Below are 17,799 nucleotides of genomic sequence, written 5' to 3'. Positions count from 1 at the left end.
AGAACAGGGACACGATAATGACGCAAGAGAATACAGGCTGGTGCCTTTCGGGCCAATTACCACGAGAAAAATCAGAAGCGCTTGAAACCAGCATTGAAGTTATCGCGGAAATGCAGGGTATCTTCCCACCAACCTCTTCCTCATTTGAACAAGATGACAGCCCATTATGGCAGGTTGACGTTTATTTTACTGATGAAGCTGACACCGCCTTTATTGATGCAGTACTAACCCACGCGGGATTGGAAGGTTGGACATATACACTTACACCCATTGAGGACCGGGATTGGGTAAGCGAAAGCCAAAAACTGCTTGCTCCTGTTCGCGCAGGTCGTTTCCTGGTATTTGGCAGTCATGATGCAGATAAGCGAGACCCAAAACTCATCAACCTTCAAATTGATGCAGGGCAAGCTTTCGGTACAGGCAAACATGAAACAACATCGGCTTGCTTAAAGCTCATTGATAAGATTGGTCAGTCGGATGTACCAGATAACATGCTTGATATAGGCACTGGTACAGGCGTGTTAGCACTCGCCGCAGCCAAATTATGGCCAAGTTCAACTGTTACGGCCACAGATATTGACCCTATTGCTATTGATGTAACGCGTTTAAATCTTGGCGTTAACGACGCTTTAGAAAACACCGGCGGCCCCAATGAAGACGGAATCTACCTTATTGTTGCTGATGGATTGAAGGATGATGCTTTGCAGCGTAAAGCACCTTATAATTTAATCGTAGCTAATATTCTTGCCGGCCCTCTAATTACCATGGCGCAGGATATTATTGATGCAACGGCAAGAAGCGGTAAGCTCATTTTATCCGGATTACTGATTACTCAAAAAGAAGATGTCCTCGCAGCATACGAGAGCAAAGGCATGTCTTTGATTGATGCAGTTGAACAAGGCGATTGGACAGCGCTTTATCTAAAGCGCGCATAATTCAATCAGTACGCGCTTGGTAAAAGCAATTTCTGTTACTCGAGCTTAAACAAAGCTACGTTTGCACAGCTTGAAACAAACATAATAAAAGCTCGCTACATGAAGTAACGAGCTTAATAATATTTACTGATAGCTTTTAAGCTTAATGGGCAAATGCACCGCTTGCATTGTTTGATGTGCTAAATTTGCCCCAGCTAAGCGGGCGAACGATTTTAAACGAGAAAGCTGGCTTTGTTTTCTTCGTGCCAACAACTTCAAACAATTTGTTAACTGCGCGTTGTTCTTCTGCAATCGGTGTGCCTTCCACGCCTGGGATTTGACCTTTTGTTGCCAATAAACCCATGAATGAATAGCTTTCGATTAGTTCAATTGTCTCTACTGTGTGTGCCATTGTTCGTTCCAAAATCGCTGAATTATTATATACTTATTACCGTCGGCTTTATCTGCTGACAGGGAGATATATATGGACAATCATCTGCGGCGAGTAGAGGTTAAAACCACAACAGAGCCATGCATAAAATGCATACCTCATCACGTAAGCTATCACAGGCTCGTTATATTTAGTTGAATACACAATAGAAGAAAATCTGTTGCTATAATTTCAGATAATGGGATTACCGATGGCAAATAACAATAGAAGCAGTAACACGCTCCATACAGCGATACCGCCGAGCACATAAGGCTTCGCCATTCGCCTCTCGAACCACCGACGTGGCTTGATACCCTTGGCTAGGAAAACCAACAGGCCTGATAGGTTAACGCACACAATATTAACCGAAAGCAGTAGAAAGCTGCCATAAGCCATTTTCCACTCTTCTGCACCAAGCATAAACCCAAAAGTTGCCGCTGGCGGTAATATAGCAACCGCCACCATTACACCAACCAGTGTCATGGAAAGGCCAGAAGTTAATGATAACACACCAGCGACACCTGACGCGACCGCAAGGGCAACACCGTCCAAACCAATATTTGTTCGGCTAAGCAATTCGCTACTGTCTGGCACGGTACCCCACACCCAGCCAAAACCGTATGAAAGCAAAACTGCTAAACTTACACCTGCCACACCCGCTTTAAACGCATAGAACATCAGTGGGCGTTTACCAAGTGACGTACCAAATGCAAAAGCAAGATTGGGCCCCAGAAACGGCGCAATCACCATCGCGCCAATCACAACTGCAATGTTGTCTTGCAACAACCCGATCAAAGCCACAAGCGTCGAAAGAAATGTCAAAAGCAAATAGTTAAAATCCAGATTGGCGCCGCTTGCCATTTTTGCATTCAGTTCTTCACGCGTATCAGATTGCGAGTCTACATCAATCGACGGAACAGTTGTATCCACAGGGATAATATTAATGCGACACCGGGGTGACGTTTTCAGCAATTCTTGCAGTGCATCAATAATCTGTTGGCGTGTATTCGCGCTTGTAAGCATGTGGAACACTGCGTGATCATCATCAATTTCACATTGTTTGTGAAATGAAACAGCACCGTCTCGGTCTGCAATTTTCTGCAAGCTGGCTGCCGTAGCTGTTGGTGCAATCACTTGAAGCATTTTAAGAGCCACAGAAACCCCCTTCAGTTTTGATTTTCAGATAAAGAGTCGGCATTTTATTTTGAAGCAATAAATGCAATCCATTCATCTTCTGTCATTGTTTTAACGTTCAGCTCTTGTGCTTTTTTCAACTTCGAACCAGCACCAGGTCCTGCAACAACAATATCAGTTTTTTTGGAAACCGAGCCAGCAACTTTCGCGCCCAGTGCTTCTGCGCCCGCTTTTGCTTCAGCACGTGTAAGCTCCACTAAAGAACCTGTAAACACAACAGTTTTGCCTGACACAGGGCTATCACTTGCTTGTTCTGCTGCTTCAATAACCTGTAATTCAGATAGAAGATCCATAAGAGCTGCACGATTTTGCGGTTCAAAGTAAAAATCTTCAAGATTCAAAATTACATCAACACCTATCCCATCAATGCTGGCAAGCTCCTGATTATGCTCATAAAGGGCAAACAGTGATGGCACAATTGAAGCTTTTTCCGGCGTCTTGGCAAAATCTGCAACACGCTGCAAATGACTTACTTTCAGATTATCACCCTTCAGTACACCACTCTCGATACGTTGCACACGCGCATGCACCAGTTCGAGAAGGCCTTCGCCAGAATCAAACAAATCACGCGGTTGAATAATAGCTTGAAATTCTTTTAAATGCCCAAGACGCATCAACACATAATTTAGAGATGATATATCCTGTGCATCCATTTTCTGGTCTGTTTGTTCAATAATCGAGAGAGAGTGTTCCAGAAACGTAACAAAACCATCAATATTTTTGAAATGGCGCGCCAAAATCTTTGCTGTTTCTTGCCCAATTGAAGGAATACCCAAACCGAATAAAACACGATGGAAGTCTATACTTCTGCGTGCTTCGATCGCTTGCATCAAATTGCTGACAGACAGGTCGCCCCATCCATCCCATTTTTGCATCGGATTTTCATCTTTAACATTGCGTACCGCGAGCTTAAATATATCGGCAGGCGCATGAACCCAGTCGCGTGAAAACAGCTGTGTTATCTGTTTCTCGCCTAACCCGTCAATATCAAATGCGTTGCGTGAGACAAAATGAGATAACCGCTCCACTCGCTGTGCAGCACAAATAAGCCCGCCCGTACACCGCACAACAACATCGTCACCTTCAGCTGCAGCTGCTGATCCGCACACCGGACATTCAACAGGAAACTCAAACGGCGTGCTATTATCTGGCCGCCGGTCAGTCATCACGGATACAACTTGCGGAATGACATCTCCTGCTCGCTGGATAACAACCGTGTCACCGACACGTACGCCAAGCCGTTCAATTTCATCGGCATTATGAAGCGTCGCGTTTGAGACAACAACGCCACCAACCGTAACAGGCTCCAGTTTTGCCACAGGCGTCAAGGCTCCTGTCCGCCCAACCTGAATATCAATCTTATTTACAACTGTTGTTGCTTTTTCAGCCGGAAATTTATGCGCGATTGCCCAGCGCGGCGCACGTGCCACCATACCAAGTCGGCTTTGCCAGTCGAGCCTGTCCACTTTATAAACAACCCCGTCAATATCATAATCAAGAGCGGCTCTGTTCGCTTCAATCTCCCGGTAATGAGCAACGGCATTCGTTGACCCATTAACGCGTTTCATCAATGGGTTAACAGCCAGTCCCCAACTGTCGAAAAGTTCGACCATTCCCATTTGGCTATCTGATGGCAGGTCACTTATGTCACCCCACGCATAAGCAAAGAACTTAAGTGGCCTGGACGCTGTAATGCTGAGATCAAGTTGCCGCAACGACCCTGCCGCTGCATTACGCGGATTAGCAAATACCTTACCGCCAGCTTCTTCCTGACGTGCGTTTAACGCCAGAAAATCCGTTTTGCCAATATAAACTTCACCGCGAATCTCAACGACTTCAGGAATATTGGTTCCAGCTAGTTTATGGGGAACATTATCAATAGTGCGGGCATTTTGTGTAACATTCTCACCAATTTGGCCATCACCGCGTGTTGCAGCAAGTACTAATTCGCCTTTTTCATAACGCAACGCCAGGGAAAGTCCGTCAATTTTGGGCTCTGCGGTAAGCAAAACATCATCAGCTTCGCCCAAATTTAAAAACCGTTTTACCCGCGCAACAAATTCATGCACGTCATCATCATTAAATGCATTGTCAAGCGACAGCATAGGCCGCACATGAGAGACTTTTTCAAATTTGCTTTGCTTAACTGATGCCCCAACCTTTTTGGAAGGGCTATCACTTCGTACAAGTGCAGGAAAACGCGCCTCAATTTCATTATTGCGGCGGCGTAGCGCGTCATATTCAGCATCTGAAATCAGTGGCGCGTCATCGCCGTGATATAATGCATCATGGTTAGCGATTTCCATCGCTAGTATCGCTAGTTCGCGGCTTGCTTCTTTTTCACTAAGTTCATCAACAGGTTTTTGCGTCTGTTCACTCATTTAAGCACTATCGCCACTATTTAAAAGTTGATCAGCTGCTGCGCGAGCAGCGTCAGTAATTTCCGCGCCCGCAAGCATGCGAGCAATTTCTTCCTTACGTTCTACATCAGACAATTCACCAACAGATGTTTTCGTATCGCCATCAATATCATCTTTACTAATCTGAAACTGAATATCCCCACGCGCCGCAACCTGAGGGCTGTGAGTAACCACAAGTACCTGTGAACGAACCGTGAGTTTTTTCAGTCGGTCCCCGACAGCACTTGCCGTGGCCCCACCTATACCACGATCAACCTCGTCAAAAACCATGACGGGCACTGATGTATTTTTGGCAAGTACAACTTTTAACGCCAAAATGAAACGAGCCAGCTCGCCGCCAGATGCCACTTTTACCATTGGGCCAAAAGGGGTGCCTTCGTTTGTCTTCACTTGGAAAACAACCCGTTCACCACCTAATTCATTCCATTGTTCAACAGGCAATGCTTCCAAATCAGTTTTGAAGATTGCTTTCTCAAGCTTCAGTGCAGGCAATTCATTGTTAACTTGCAAATCAAGCTGTTCAGAAATTTTACGCCTTTCACTCGACACAGATTTTACGAGAGCATGGAAACTTTCTCTTGTGTCGTGAACCAGTTGTGTTGCGGCCCGCAGTACATCTTCGCTGCCTGTTATCGTATCAAGTTTTGCAGACAACCCCTGCCCTAATGACAACAACTCTGCTGGTTGGCAATTGTGCTTGCGCGCAATACGGTGAAACTCGAACAATCTTTCTTCCACTTGTTCCAGTTCTTGCCCATCAAAGTGAACATCCGCAATAACACGACCCAGCGCATCTGTTGCAACGGCAAGCTCATCTGCTGCGCGGTCAAGTGCTTCAAATGTAGTTGTTAGGCGCTCAGCCAAGGCTCCATCAAGGCGTGCCATTCTGCGAATAACACCGCGAACTGTCGCGTCAACACCACCGTGCGCCGTTAATGTTTTTTGGAAATCAGCTAGCTCCTGAGCAGATTTCTCTCCCTGCATCATCAACGCCCGTCGGTCAGCTAAAATTTGTTCTTCACCTTCTTCAGGTGCTAATGCCGCCAGTTCTTCAGCTGCATGACGAATATATTCTTCGTCTACACGCGCTTCCGCAATCTCGGCTTTAATACGTGCTTCTTCTTTTAATGCGGCTTGATAAGCAGAATAAGCACGCGACATATCAGCCTTAAGCGAAGCAAGGCCTGCAAATTCATCAAGCAAATTACGATGGGCAGAAGCATCCAATAGACCGCGATCATCATGTTGTCCGTGAATTTCTACAAGACACGCGCCAACCTCGGCTAATAAGGCTTGGCCAACCGGTTGATCATTAATCCACGCCTTGCTGCGCCCATCCGCAGTGATTTGACGCCGAAGAACAATTTCACCGTCACCGTGATCAAGTCCTGCATCATCCAATTTACTGCAAACGATGTGACTTTTAGCGACTGTAAAGCACGCAGACACAGTACCTTTTTCTTGATTTCGGCGCACAAGGGCTCGATCTGCTCTTGTTCCCAGAGCCAACCCTAAACTATCGAGTAGTATCGATTTACCGGCACCAGTTTCACCAGTTAACACATTTAAGCCATCAGAAAAGCGAAGTGCCAATCTGTCGATTAGAACAATGTCTCGAATGCTGAGGCTGGTCAGCATCCCTTCCCCCTAAATTAACTGGTTTAAAATGGCCAAATGGCAGAAAGCCATGAATTGCTCTTGGCTTCTGGCGACAAACGACCATCTACTAGCTGTGAATAACTGAAGCGATACCATTTGCTCTCCGGGAAATTATGTCCCAAAACAGCAGCAGCCATTTGTGCTTCATCAGTAATACCGAGCGCAAGATAACTTTCTACCAATCGGTGTAAAGCTTCCGGCGCATGGCTGGTAGTTTGGTATTTTTCAACAACACGGCGAAAACGAATGATTGCAGATAGATATTCTTTGCGCTGCATGTAAAAGCGCCCAACTTCCATATCCTTACCAGCCAGATGGTCTTGCGTAAGGTTAAGTTTTAGCTGTGCATCCTGCGCATACTCAGACTCAGGAAAACGACGAATAACCTCAATCAAAGCAACCTCAGCTTCTTCGGTCTTTTCCTGATCACGACCTACATCAGATATCTGCTCATAGTGGCTAAGAGCAATTAAGTAATATGCATACGGCGCAGACGCGTTGCCCGGATGCAATTGCAGAAAACGCTGCGCTGCCAATACAGCGTCATCATATTGATTACTCATGTACGCCGAGTATGCTGCCATTAACTGTGCACGGCGTGCCCATACAGAATATGGGTGCTGACGCTCAACTTCATCAAAACCTGCAGCTGCTAACCGGTAACGCTTTCGCTCTAACGCATCATAAGCAAAGTTGTAAATAACCTCTACGTCTCGTGCGACGTATGTATCTTCATCGTTGGAACTACATGCAACAAGTACAATAGATAATGCACTCATAATAATTGCTTTAAGCCGGGTGGAATCCATAGCCGCCACATACTCCAGTTACTCGTCAGCCCTAGCTGATTACTAATTTATTTGTTGTCACACATACACACAACCATTAGTATAATTTATACATTATGTTGCGTGCACACATGGTTTCAACGCTGGCCAAGAGATTTTCTAGCACAGCTTAACTGACAGGCCAACGGGAATCACGACCAGTTGTTTATTGCTTTCTTTTTGGGGGAAGAAAATTATATGAGCGATCGCTCAACAAAGAAAAGCCGAGTAGACGGCAGCACTGCGAGAAAAGCGGATTTTATCGACAAGCACGTTGGAAAACGTATTCGCGACAGGCGTCGTTCCATGGACATTTCGCAACAGGATATTAGCGAAATACTAAGCGTTTCCTATCAACAGCTTCAAAAATATGAAAGCGGACAAAACAGAATAAGCGCAGGCAGACTGTTTATGCTTGCTCATATCCTCAAAGTTGACGTCGGCTTTTTTTACAAAGGTTTGCCACCTGGTGAAATATTATTCAAAGGCAAGATTGATGAACTGGATTATTTGCTGCCGGAAATAGACGCAATGCCGCCTTCAAGTTTACGGCAAGCATTGGCAGATCTGGTTCAAGCCGTACAGGAAAGTGAAAAAAATAGCCCCGGCAACTAATGCTGCTGGGGCGTTAAACTTCTCTCAATTACAGCGAATGGCTCATTAACCACCGCTGCGAACGAGTGTATCGTAATCAGTCATGAGCGTCTTGGTAATATCACCAACTTCAAACCGATACGGACCAATTTCAGACAATGGCGTAACCTCTGCAGCGGTTCCTGTTAGGAACGCCTGCTCAAAACCTTCCATTTCTTCCGGCATTATAGCGCGCTCTGTTACCTTCAGTCCGCGTGCCCGCGCCAAGTCAATTACAGTACGGCGCGTAATACCATCAAGGAAACAATCAGGTGTCGGTGTGTGCAGCTCACCATCTTTAACAAAGAAGATATTAGCACCAGTAGCTTCAGCAATTTGTCCGCGATAATCCAGCATTAATGCATCATCGTAACCATTGTCATCCGCTGCATGCTTTGTGATTGTACAAATCATGTATAGCCCAGACGCCTTAGCGTCAGTTGGCGCAGTATCCGGCGCAGGGCGCCTCCACTTGGAAATGTCAAGGCGCAAGCCTTTGAGGCGGGCTTCTGGCGCAAAATACGAAGGCCACTGCCAAACAGCGATAGCCGCATGAATTGTGTTCTGCTGTGCCGCAATACCCATCATTTCACTGCCACGCCAAACAACGGGGCGGCAATACGCGTCGACAAACTCATGCTTGACGAGTAGTTCGTTACAAGCGTCGTTTATTTCATTTTTACTGAACGGTACTTTGTAACCTAAGATTTCAGCAGATCGGAAAAGGCGGTCTGTATGCTCTTCCAATTTAAATATACGTCCATTATACGCGCGCTGACCTTCAAATGCAGCACCACCATAGTGCAATGCATGAGTTAGGATATGAACTTTACTGTCACGCCAAGGTACGTATTCACCGTCCATCCAGATCCAACCGTCGCGATCATCATAGGGCTCTGCAGCCATCGTCTATACTCCACAATTGAATGATTGCCGTTTACGTACGTTAGTGTATTCGCGGCATCTATTTTTCCTTGATCTACGTATCAGCGCACCCCTATTGTGTCAACAAAGCTGCCATATGTTAGGCATCAATATTTAAAGTGAGCAACAAGGTGACAATGCAACATAAATTACCGCAATCCAATTTGTACCTGCGCGAAGAAGAATTACGCCGTGGTATTGAATTGCTATACTTTGCTTATCGAGATTTTACACGTGATCCTGACGAAATATTAGCAACCTCAAACTTTGGGCGTGCGCATCACCGTGTTCTTTACTTTGTTGGACGCAACCCTGGCACAACAGTGTCCGGATTATTAAAATTACTACGCATCACAAAGCAAAGCCTGTCTCGCGTACTCGGCCAACTTGTCGATGAAGGATATATCGTTCAAAAAACAGGCGAACAAGATCGACGACAAAGACTGCTGCATCTAACAGATAAGGGTGAGCTATTCGAAAAAGAGTTGTTTGCCACACAGAGAAGTCGTGTTGCAGAGGCTTATAAAAAAGCCGGTCCTGAAGCCGTTTCTGGGTTTTGGGAAGTACTGTTGAATATTGTTGATGAAGATGAACAAGGACACGTATTAAATCAAATTGGAAAGTAACACTGGACACGCGGCCTCGCATTGAGCGAAAAGTGCATATGGAAGAACAACAAAATTTCCAAGCTTTTCTTGATTGTTGGCATAATTTGCCACGGTCATCTCATTCGTTTTTACCTTCAAAGAAAGATTGCAGCCCCAAATTAATGGGGGCGCTTATGGCAAATATTGCATTGTTTCGCTATGAAGGGCCCTGTCAACTTGATGTGCTTTTCTCTGGCTCCGAAATAGAGCGCCTTTCAGGCCTTAATAAAAATGTCCGTAATTACTATGACATGGTGGCAGACGAGAAAACACGTAAAGCTCTCAATGCCTATCACACAATCATAATTAACCAGCCTTGCGGTGCTTACGTTGCAGATATGGTTTCTACACCGTCAAACATCAGCTATGTTTTTGAAACAATGCAATTTCCCTTAAGTGATGACACCGGAAAGGTTTGTTTCCTATTGGTTTACGGCTATGGCAGACGCCCCGCCCATACTGATGTGGAACGTGATGAAGCTGACAGGAAACTAGGCCATATTCGCGATATGCACTTTGTTGATTTAGGTGCAGGCGCACCTAGTGATTGTATCGTGGACTATCAATATAAGAAAGGTTGAGAGGCCAGATGGTCAAAACTGAAACCCAGCATTCAATCACCGAATGGGCGGATGCAACCTTTGGCAAAGTAGACAAGCCAGAGGCTCTAGTCAGTCGCGCTCGCAAAGAGCTGGATGAATTAGAAGAAGCTGTCATCTCAGGTAACTCTGAAGAAATCAGCAAAGAAGCCGCAGATGTTTTGATCTTGTTATACCGTCTTCTTCATATTCATGAGCTTGATGCCAGTCAGGCCGTTACTGAAAAAATGCAAGAAAACAGAGCGCGTCAGTGGCAATCCAAAGGCGACGGTACTGGTAGCCATATAAAGTAAAAGCTTACGCGTACGGAAAACCTTATTGTGCCGGTTTCACAAATGTTGTTTTCACAGGACCGATGCCAGTAATTTCAACAATGGTTTCGCTGCCGCAAGCGCCGTCATAATGAACAACACCTTTCGGATGTAAGGCGGTGCCACCAGCATTAATAGGCTTTGTGCCATCACAACTGCCACTTGGCCCAAGACCAAAGTGCCATATACCTTTCAGAACGGTAATATGACGTATCTGATCATGGGAGTGCGGCTTTGACAAAATGCCTGCAGCAAATTTTGCACGCAAAACATAAGGCCCCGGGGCATTCGGGTTGCCAGCTATAAGCGCTACTTCAAGCCCTTCAAACTCCGGAGCAGGTTGAAAAACAATCTCGTCATGTGTCTTAACAAGGTCTTCAATTGTCTGATTAGTAGCTGATGCACCAAAACTGAAAATAACAATACCTAACAAGATAAACTTCTTCATAGTTAGTTCCTTAAAATTTGCTGGCATAGGCGTAATATTTTCCAGTTTATGGTAGGCGCGCTTTCTGTCAATACAACGGCTGTGCCGCTTCATAGAACTACGGCAACTTTCAGATAAACATTTGTCGTGCCGAGACGAAAAAGGGCCGCCAAATTGGCAGCCCTTTTAATAATTTCATGCAACGAAACCTTAGTCTTCGTAGAAGTTCTTACCTTCTTTAACTGGCTTCCAAATCTTCTTCATGGACATGTAGAGAAGAATGGTTAGCATCAGAAGGAACAACAGTACTTTAATACCCATCTGGTGACGTTTTTCCAGCGAAGGCTCAGACACATATGTCAAGAACATAACAACGTCTTTTGCCATTTGGTCGGCAGAAGCTTCTGTGCCGTCTTCGTAATCAATGGAACCCGCAAATAATGGCGGCGCCATAGAAATCTGGGCACCTTTGAAATACTCATTGTAATATTTACCGTCTGTCAGATCAAAACCTGCAGGCGCAGAATCCTCATAGCCCGTCAGCAAACTATACACATAATTGGCACCATCATGACGCGCCTTCACCATTAGCGAAAGATCTGGTGGCAATGCGCCGCCATTTGACGCACGAGCAGCATTGTCGTTGGCAAATGGACTTGGGAATACATCCTGAGGCAAAGCATTGCGTGTTGTTGGATCACCAAAATCATCAACATCGCCAGCTACTTCATATTCAGCAGCAAACGCTTTGATCATGTCTTCGTCATAGCCAATTTCTGCGAGATTGCGGAAACGAAAGTACTTCAGGCTGTGGCACGCTGCGCAAACCTGCTTGTAAACCTGCCAGCCACGCTGTGCTGACGCACGATCAAACTTGCCGAATGGACCATCGAAAGACCACTCAACTTGCAAAGGGTGCTTACCCGCACCAGCAGCCATAGCGCTGATTGAAACGGCAACACCAACTGTTAGGGCAACTGTAATGTTTTTTATCATTTTCATTATTCTTACCCTTACTCTGCCGGTTTCAATACTGAATTGGAAATGCTTTCCGGCAATGGCAGCGTTTTCTCAATTTTACCGAGAAGCGGCAGCACTACCAGGAAATGTGCAAAATAATAGAAGGTTCCAATCAAGCCTAAGAGTGGCCAGATTCCCTCGGGTTTTTTACCGCCTACAACGGTAAGCAACGCCATATCTGCAACCAATATCCAGAAAAACCAGAAATACATCGGACGGAATTTAGTTGAACGCACCTTGCTCGTATCCAGCCATGGCAAGAAGAACAGCACAATAATCGCCGAGAACATTGCTATTACGCCGAGCAACTTGGCATCAATAAAGATGATGTCGGTTCCTGGAATACCGATATCAAAGGTAATTGAGCGTAGGATCGCATAGAATGGCAGGAAGTACCACTCAGGCACGATACTGTCTGGTGTCACGAGCGGATCAGCCGGAATATAATTATCAGGATGCCCAAGTGTATTTGGCATATAGAAAACAAATGCTGCGAACAACAAGAAGAACACACCAGCGCCAAACGCATCCTTAATTGTGTAATAAGGGTGGAACGGAATTTGGTCTGCGCTTGACTTTACTTCGATACCCAGCGGGTTACCACTATCTGAAACCTTCTTTGCCCACAGGTGAAGGATCACAACACCCGTGATCACAAACGGTAGTAAGTAGTGCAAGCTAAAGAAACGGTTAAGTGTTGGGTTATCTACCGAGAAACCGCCCCAAAGCAGCGTCACAATGCTGTCACCGACAACAGGAACCGCTGAGAACAAGTTGGTAATAACTGTTGCACCCCAGAAAGACATCTGCCCCCAAGGCAATACGTAACCCATGAATGCTGTTGCCATCATCAGCAAGAAGATAACAAGACCTAACATCCACAATACTTCACGAGGCGCTTTGTAAGAGCCATAATAAAGGCCGCGGAAAATATGAATATATACAGCGATAAAGAAGAAGGATGCACCATTGGCATGCATGTAACGGATCAGCCAACCATAGTTAACATCGCGCATGATGCGCTCAACACTATCAAAAGCGATGCCTGTATTAGCAGCATAGTGCATTGCAAGCACAATGCCTGAGATAATCTGGATCACCAACATCAAACCAGCAAGAGAACCAAAGTTCCAAGCATAATTCAGATTACGAGGCGTCGGTGTGCCCGGCCCCATAACGTTGTTCATCAAAGACAAAACCGGAAGGCGTTCCTCAAACCAAGATAACGCCTTATTTTCAGGTTTCACGGATTCCCATTCAGCCATGATCTATCCTCCTACCCGATTTTCAATGTTGTGTCGCTGAGGAATGCATACTCAGGCACCTCAAGGTTTTTAGGTGCAGGACCCTTACGAATACGACCTGATGTATCATAATGGGACCCATGACATGGGCAGAACCAACCGCCGTACTCACCTTTGTCGTCACCAGACTTGGTTCCAAGCGGCACACAACCAAGGTGTGTACATACACCGAGAACAACAAGCCATTCGTCTTTACCTGCAAGCACACGCTCATCATCTGTTTGACGATCAGGAAGCTCGGCCACATTTACGGTACGCGCCTCTTCAATCTCAGCTGCGGTCCGGTGACGGATAAATACAGGTTTACCACGCCATGTAATAACAACGGCCGCACCTGTTTCAATTTGACTAATGTCGATTTCAACAGACGCTAACGCAAGCGTATCAGCCGCAGGATTCATTTGATCGATAAATGGCCAAACAGCCCCTACCGCACCAACGCCAGCCATAACGCCAGCGCCTACATGAAGCATATCACGGCGTGAAACGCCTTCTTCTTCATGGTTTGTCGTCTCAAGTGTGCTCATTTAATATTCCCTGACAGGAAGTGATATAAAAGACCTTCGCCTATCGGCGTGGACCCTATTCTATCTAACCCTTGTCTCATAGTAATGCGTCACACAGACGCACTGTCCACAAAGCAAGGATTGCGGAAAGTCCCCTAGAACCATCCCGAATTTGGGATTTGTTTAGTCGCCTACGCCTCAAGAGGCAAGCGTTTATAGCCAAAATATAGAAAAAACCCGTTAAAATTTCGTGCACAATTGTCTGTCGTTGATCCTATCAACCAGACACTATAGGTTCCCCGCCATGGATATTGCATTGTTTCAGCCTGATCAACCACCCAACACCGGCACGCTTTTGCGCCTTGGTGCATGTATGAATACGCCCGTTCACGTAATTGAACCGTGCGGATTTCCCTTTTCAACTAAGGCAGTTAAGCGATATGCAATGGATTATGCCGATTTTGTCGATATTCACCATCACCTTGAGTGGAATGCGTTCAAGGGTTGGCAAGAAACAAACAATCGCCGTACGATTCTCTTAACGACAAAATCCGACATGGCGTATACCAACTTTTCATTCAAACCTGATGATGTCTTGATGGTCGGCAGCGAATCTGCCGGGGCGCCCGATTTTGTACACAAACATGCCGATGCATGCATTACCATACCTATGAACCCGAATGTGCGCTCACTCAACGTTGCAGTGGCTATGTCAATGGTATTAGGTGAAGCTCTAAGACAAACAGCACTATTACCTCACAACACCTGAACGTATTTTAAGAGTAACTCCCATGGATATAGAACAGAAAAAACTACAAGCCTCAGCCTGGTTCAAGGAATTGCGCGACCAGATATGCGCCAGCTTCGAAGCGATTGAAGATGACAATACAGGCTTAATGTCAGAAAAACCTGCAGGCCGGTTTAAACGCAAAAACTGGGATCGCACAAATCAGGCAGATGGGGCGCCGGGCGGTGGTGGTGTGATGTCCATTATGAAAGGTGGCCGTGTTTTCGAAAAAGTTGGTGTTAATATCTCGACTGTATTTGGCACGTTCACTGAAGAATTTGCCAAAAATATACCAGGAGCAGATCAAAACCCTGCGTTTTTTGCAACTGGCATATCTCTTGTCGCACACATGAACAGTCCGCGTGTGCCTGCTGTTCACATGAATACGCGGTTTATCTGCACCGCAAAAAGCTGGTTTGGCGGCGGCGCAGACCTTAACGCCCCCCTACCAAACACCAAAGATACAGATGAATTTCATACGGCCTTTAAAAACTGCTGTGATCGTCACGATCCTGCTTATTACGAGAAATACAAAAAATGGTGTGATGAATATTTCTATATACCTCACCGCCAGAAAGCGCGCGGTGAAGGCGGTATTTTCTATGATCAGCTGGCCACAGACAGCTGGGATAATGACTTTGCTTTCACACAAGATGTAGGTCGCACTTTTTTAGATATCTACCCCTCTCTCGTCCGGCAGCATATGGACGAACCATGGACTGCCGAGGAACGTGAAACACAGCTCATTTATCGCGGACATTATGCTGAGTTTAATTTGGCCTATGACCGCGGCACAACATTTGGCTTGAAAACAGGCGGTAATGTTGAAGCTATCTTGATGTCATTACCGCCAGAGGCTAAATGGCCGTAATACTTCATGATGCATGACCTTGCTGTATACGGCACCCTGTTTTGGAATGCTTTTCTGGCCGCTACGATATTACCGGCGCTATCAGAATTTGCACTTGCCGCCTTTTTAAAAAGTGGCAATGGACATCCGCTGTTGTTGCTGCTGTTTGCAACTGCTGGCAATGTAATCGGCTCAATAGTTAATTGGTGGCTAGGTCATAAAATAACGAAATTTGAAAACAGAAAATGGTTTCCATTTACACCTGATAAAATAGAAAAGGCTTCATTACATTTCAGAAAATATGGGATTTGGTCGCTATTGTTTGCATGGTTACCTATAGTTGGCGATCCATTAACTTTAATCGCTGGTGTATTAAGGGTTCCATTTTTGCCGTTTTTGCTGCTGGTAACGCTTGGGAAAACACTGCGTTATAGCATAATCGTGATCATTGTTCTGTGATTGTGAATCAGCCGACTATTGATTTCTTCGCCGTAAAAATGCCTTTATCTTTATAGAAATTACAACCGTCACAAATTTAAAAGGGTTCATTCTATGCTTAAGAAAAGCGTCTCATTAATTATAGCATCCACAATGAGCTTATTGTTGTTGGGAACAAGTGCTCTTGCAGATACACCTGAAGAAAAACGGGCAAAAATCCGCGAGATGCGTCAAGACGTGCTAACAGAGTTGTTTGAAACACGCCCTCAAGCCAATGCAGAAATTGATGAAGCTGTTGGTTATGCTGTATTTAAGAATGTTGGCATTAATGTTGTTCTTTTTGCCGCAGAAGGTGGTCGCGGTGTTGCCTATGACAATGCATCAGGAAAAGAAACATTTATGAAAATGGGCTCTGCTGGTGTCGGTATTGGCTTGGGCCTAAAAGATTTTCGTGCTGTTTTTATCTTTCATGACCGCGGTGCTTTTGACAGCTTCGTAAACAAAGGCTGGGACCTTTCTGGTGAAGTCGATGCAGCAGCACGCGCAGACGATGTTGGCGGTGAAATTGGAGAAGCTGCTTCTGTTCGCAAAAAAGTAAGCATTTATCAATTCACAAAAAATGGCCTTGTATTACAAGCAACTATTCAAGGTACTAAATACTGGAAAGACAAAAAGCTAAACAAAGGCTTGTAAGTTAATCTCTCAGCTAGTTATCAAGTTTAACAGCTCTTCTTTGGATAGTGAGAAATCGCTATCCAGCCATTTTGTTTCAAGACTTTTCAGTGCATCACCCAAGCCAGGCCCTGCCTCCTGCCCCAGCGCCATCAAGTCATGCGCAGAAACAGGAAGCGTTTTTTGTTCCCAGTATTTAGCTTGTTCATGAACACATGACGTTAAGGCGTTATCGCGCATTAAATACACAGCTTCACAGACAGTTAGCGGGTCAAAGCTATAGAAAAGCTGCCTGATATGTTTTTCAGTCAGAGCATTGCCTTCAGCATGTATCGACGCGACCTGACTAAGGTGCCTCTTCTGCGCGCCTGAAAGCTTGAATTTACTGGCGAGGCGTGCAGGAGTTGAATCTTCCCCAGCCAACAACCAAAGGCGTGTAATTGCCGATGTATGTACTTTGCTTTGATCATCGTACTCTAGCTGTTCGAGCAATTCGAGGGCATCAAAGCCATCAGGGAAAATACTCTCGCTAACCCCTGACTCAAACATAGCCATAAGAGCCTGCTGCGGCGATGTACCAGATAACAGTTTCAGCAGCTCATCACGGACACGTTCAGTAGACAACGTTTTGATTTTATCACGAGCACTTCTGCACGCCCTTTGACCTTCATGGTCAATATTATCAGCATAACGGCTAGAAAAACGATAAAACCTAAGGATACGCAGCGCATCTTCTTCAATTCGTTTAGTTGGGTCACCAATGAAACGCACGCGGTGAGCATTAAGATCGGCAAGACCATCAAAGGGGTCATAAAGTGCACCGTCCGCAGATAAATACATCGCATTTATGGTAAAATCCCGGCGTTCAGCATCAACAAACCAATTATCTGTATAAGAAACGACAGCATGGCGGCCATCGGTTTGTTGATCCACTCGAAGCGTTGTTATTTCACGCATTTCGTCGCCAAACACTGCCGTAACAGTACCGTGCTTCAATCCAGTTGGAATAACCTTCAATCCGACAGCATTGAGTTTATCCACAACAGCATCCGGTTTGTGAGTAGTTGCCATGTCAATGTCAGATACGGAAACATCAAGTATAGCGTCACGTACAGCACCACCGACAAAGCGCACATTTTGCACGCCTAAAGCACCAAAAATCTTCTTACTAAACTTCGATGACACCCATGCAGGCAATTCGCCATTTCGCAGAAATAGCTGATCGTTAACAGTCATT

At 45.4% G+C, this 17,799-nt stretch carries 20 protein-coding genes; 9 read left to right on the top strand and 11 right to left on the bottom strand.

All coding sequences use genetic code 11. The features are described 5' to 3' along the window. Positions 1 to 17: 17 nt before the first annotated feature. Positions 18 to 935 carry a 50S ribosomal protein L11 methyltransferase gene (locus OEU88_RS15525; RefSeq protein WP_262696126.1) on the top strand — a complete coding sequence of 306 codons (918 nt, stop codon included), beginning with the start codon at positions 18 to 20 and terminating at the stop codon, positions 933 to 935. Between the two features lie 142 nt (positions 936 to 1,077). On the opposite strand, the gene OEU88_RS15520 is transcribed toward OEU88_RS15525, so the two are convergent. The 5 genes from OEU88_RS15520 to OEU88_RS15500 form a co-directional block, all read right to left on the bottom strand. Beyond that, positions 1,078 to 1,326 (bottom strand): hypothetical protein, encoded by a 249-nt coding sequence (locus OEU88_RS15520; protein WP_262696125.1) that lies wholly within the window; start codon positions 1,324 to 1,326, stop codon positions 1,078 to 1,080. 210 nt (positions 1,327 to 1,536) lie between these two features. Next, the gene (locus tag OEU88_RS15515; RefSeq protein WP_262696124.1) at positions 1,537 to 2,499 is read right to left on the bottom strand and encodes a TIGR00341 family protein; all 963 of its coding nucleotides are present in this window, start codon (positions 2,497 to 2,499) and stop codon (positions 1,537 to 1,539) included. Positions 2,500 to 2,543: 44 nt separating this feature from the next. Continuing rightward, positions 2,544 to 4,919 (bottom strand): NAD-dependent DNA ligase LigA, encoded by a 2,376-nt coding sequence (gene ligA / locus OEU88_RS15510; RefSeq protein ID WP_262696123.1) that lies wholly within the window; start codon positions 4,917 to 4,919, stop codon positions 2,544 to 2,546. Next, positions 4,920 to 6,596, bottom strand: a complete 1,677-nt coding sequence (gene recN, locus OEU88_RS15505) for a DNA repair protein RecN (protein ID WP_262696122.1) — start codon at positions 6,594 to 6,596, stop codon at positions 4,920 to 4,922. Between the two features lie 23 nt (positions 6,597 to 6,619). Then, positions 6,620 to 7,396: an outer membrane protein assembly factor BamD gene (locus OEU88_RS15500; RefSeq protein ID WP_262696121.1), complete on the bottom strand. Its 777-nt coding sequence runs from the start codon at positions 7,394 to 7,396 to the stop codon at positions 6,620 to 6,622. 246 nt (positions 7,397 to 7,642) lie between these two features. On the opposite strand from OEU88_RS15500, the gene OEU88_RS15495 reads away from it, so the two are divergent. After that, positions 7,643 to 8,059: a helix-turn-helix domain-containing protein gene (locus OEU88_RS15495; RefSeq protein WP_262696120.1), complete on the top strand. Its 417-nt coding sequence runs from the start codon at positions 7,643 to 7,645 to the stop codon at positions 8,057 to 8,059. A 45-nt stretch (positions 8,060 to 8,104) separates the two neighbouring features. Here OEU88_RS15495 and OEU88_RS15490 read toward each other — a convergent pair whose 3' ends face one another. Continuing rightward, positions 8,105 to 8,983 (bottom strand): branched-chain amino acid aminotransferase, encoded by an 879-nt coding sequence (locus tag OEU88_RS15490; RefSeq protein ID WP_262696119.1) that lies wholly within the window; start codon positions 8,981 to 8,983, stop codon positions 8,105 to 8,107. Positions 8,984 to 9,138: 155 nt separating this feature from the next. Between OEU88_RS15490 and OEU88_RS15485 the strand changes: the two genes are divergently transcribed. The 3 genes from OEU88_RS15485 to OEU88_RS15475 all read left to right on the top strand — a co-directional run bounded on the left by OEU88_RS15485 (position 9,139) and on the right by OEU88_RS15475 (position 10,540). Next, the gene (locus OEU88_RS15485) at positions 9,139 to 9,627 is read left to right on the top strand and encodes a MarR family winged helix-turn-helix transcriptional regulator (protein ID WP_262696179.1); all 489 of its coding nucleotides are present in this window, start codon (positions 9,139 to 9,141) and stop codon (positions 9,625 to 9,627) included. 155 nt (positions 9,628 to 9,782) lie between these two features. Beyond that, positions 9,783 to 10,229, top strand: coding sequence for a hypothetical protein (locus tag OEU88_RS15480; RefSeq protein WP_262696118.1), 447 nt, complete (start codon positions 9,783 to 9,785; stop codon positions 10,227 to 10,229). A gap of 8 nt (positions 10,230 to 10,237) precedes the next feature. Beyond that, positions 10,238 to 10,540: a dATP/dGTP pyrophosphohydrolase domain-containing protein gene (locus tag OEU88_RS15475; protein WP_262696117.1), complete on the top strand. Its 303-nt coding sequence runs from the start codon at positions 10,238 to 10,240 to the stop codon at positions 10,538 to 10,540. Positions 10,541 to 10,562: 22 nt separating this feature from the next. On the opposite strand, the gene OEU88_RS15470 is transcribed toward OEU88_RS15475, so the two are convergent. The 4 genes from OEU88_RS15470 to petA form a co-directional block, all read right to left on the bottom strand. Next, complete coding sequence (locus OEU88_RS15470) at positions 10,563 to 11,006, bottom strand: cupin domain-containing protein (RefSeq protein ID WP_262696116.1); 444 nt, start codon at positions 11,004 to 11,006, stop codon at positions 10,563 to 10,565. Positions 11,007 to 11,195: 189 nt separating this feature from the next. Beyond that, on the bottom strand, positions 11,196 to 11,987 hold the full coding sequence (locus OEU88_RS15465) for a cytochrome c1 (protein WP_262696115.1): 792 nt from the start codon (positions 11,985 to 11,987) through the stop codon (positions 11,196 to 11,198). Between the two features lie 11 nt (positions 11,988 to 11,998). Further along, positions 11,999 to 13,270, bottom strand: coding sequence for a cytochrome b (locus OEU88_RS15460; protein WP_262696114.1), 1,272 nt, complete (start codon positions 13,268 to 13,270; stop codon positions 11,999 to 12,001). Positions 13,271 to 13,281: 11 nt separating this feature from the next. Next, positions 13,282 to 13,836, bottom strand: coding sequence for a ubiquinol-cytochrome c reductase iron-sulfur subunit (petA, locus tag OEU88_RS15455; RefSeq protein ID WP_262696113.1), 555 nt, complete (start codon positions 13,834 to 13,836; stop codon positions 13,282 to 13,284). Between the two features lie 283 nt (positions 13,837 to 14,119). On the opposite strand from petA, the gene OEU88_RS15450 reads away from it, so the two are divergent. From OEU88_RS15450 to OEU88_RS15435, 4 genes are all read left to right on the top strand, one after another. Next, positions 14,120 to 14,584: a tRNA (cytidine(34)-2'-O)-methyltransferase gene (locus tag OEU88_RS15450; RefSeq protein WP_262696112.1), complete on the top strand. Its 465-nt coding sequence runs from the start codon at positions 14,120 to 14,122 to the stop codon at positions 14,582 to 14,584. A 22-nt stretch (positions 14,585 to 14,606) separates the two neighbouring features. Further along, positions 14,607 to 15,473: an oxygen-dependent coproporphyrinogen oxidase gene (hemF, locus tag OEU88_RS15445; RefSeq protein ID WP_262696111.1), complete on the top strand. Its 867-nt coding sequence runs from the start codon at positions 14,607 to 14,609 to the stop codon at positions 15,471 to 15,473. A gap of 6 nt (positions 15,474 to 15,479) precedes the next feature. Further along, the gene (locus OEU88_RS15440; protein WP_262696110.1) at positions 15,480 to 15,911 is read left to right on the top strand and encodes a YqaA family protein; all 432 of its coding nucleotides are present in this window, start codon (positions 15,480 to 15,482) and stop codon (positions 15,909 to 15,911) included. Positions 15,912 to 16,004: 93 nt separating this feature from the next. After that, a complete protein-coding gene (locus OEU88_RS15435) occupies positions 16,005 to 16,583 on the top strand; it encodes a lipid-binding SYLF domain-containing protein (protein ID WP_262696109.1) in 579 nt (192 codons plus the stop codon). A 9-nt stretch (positions 16,584 to 16,592) separates the two neighbouring features. Here the strand turns inward: OEU88_RS15435 and OEU88_RS15430 are convergent, their stop codons facing one another. After that, on the bottom strand, positions 16,593 to 17,798 hold the full coding sequence (locus OEU88_RS15430) for a CCA tRNA nucleotidyltransferase (RefSeq protein WP_262696108.1): 1,206 nt from the start codon (positions 17,796 to 17,798) through the stop codon (positions 16,593 to 16,595). Position 17,799 lies beyond the last annotated feature (1 nt).

The organism is Kordiimonas aquimaris (assembly GCF_025574485.1).
GTDB classification, from domain to species: domain Bacteria; phylum Pseudomonadota; class Alphaproteobacteria; order Sphingomonadales; family Kordiimonadaceae; genus Kordiimonas; species Kordiimonas aquimaris.
Note: the sequence above shows the minus strand (reverse complement) of the source record. Positions and strands in the feature narration are given on the sequence as shown.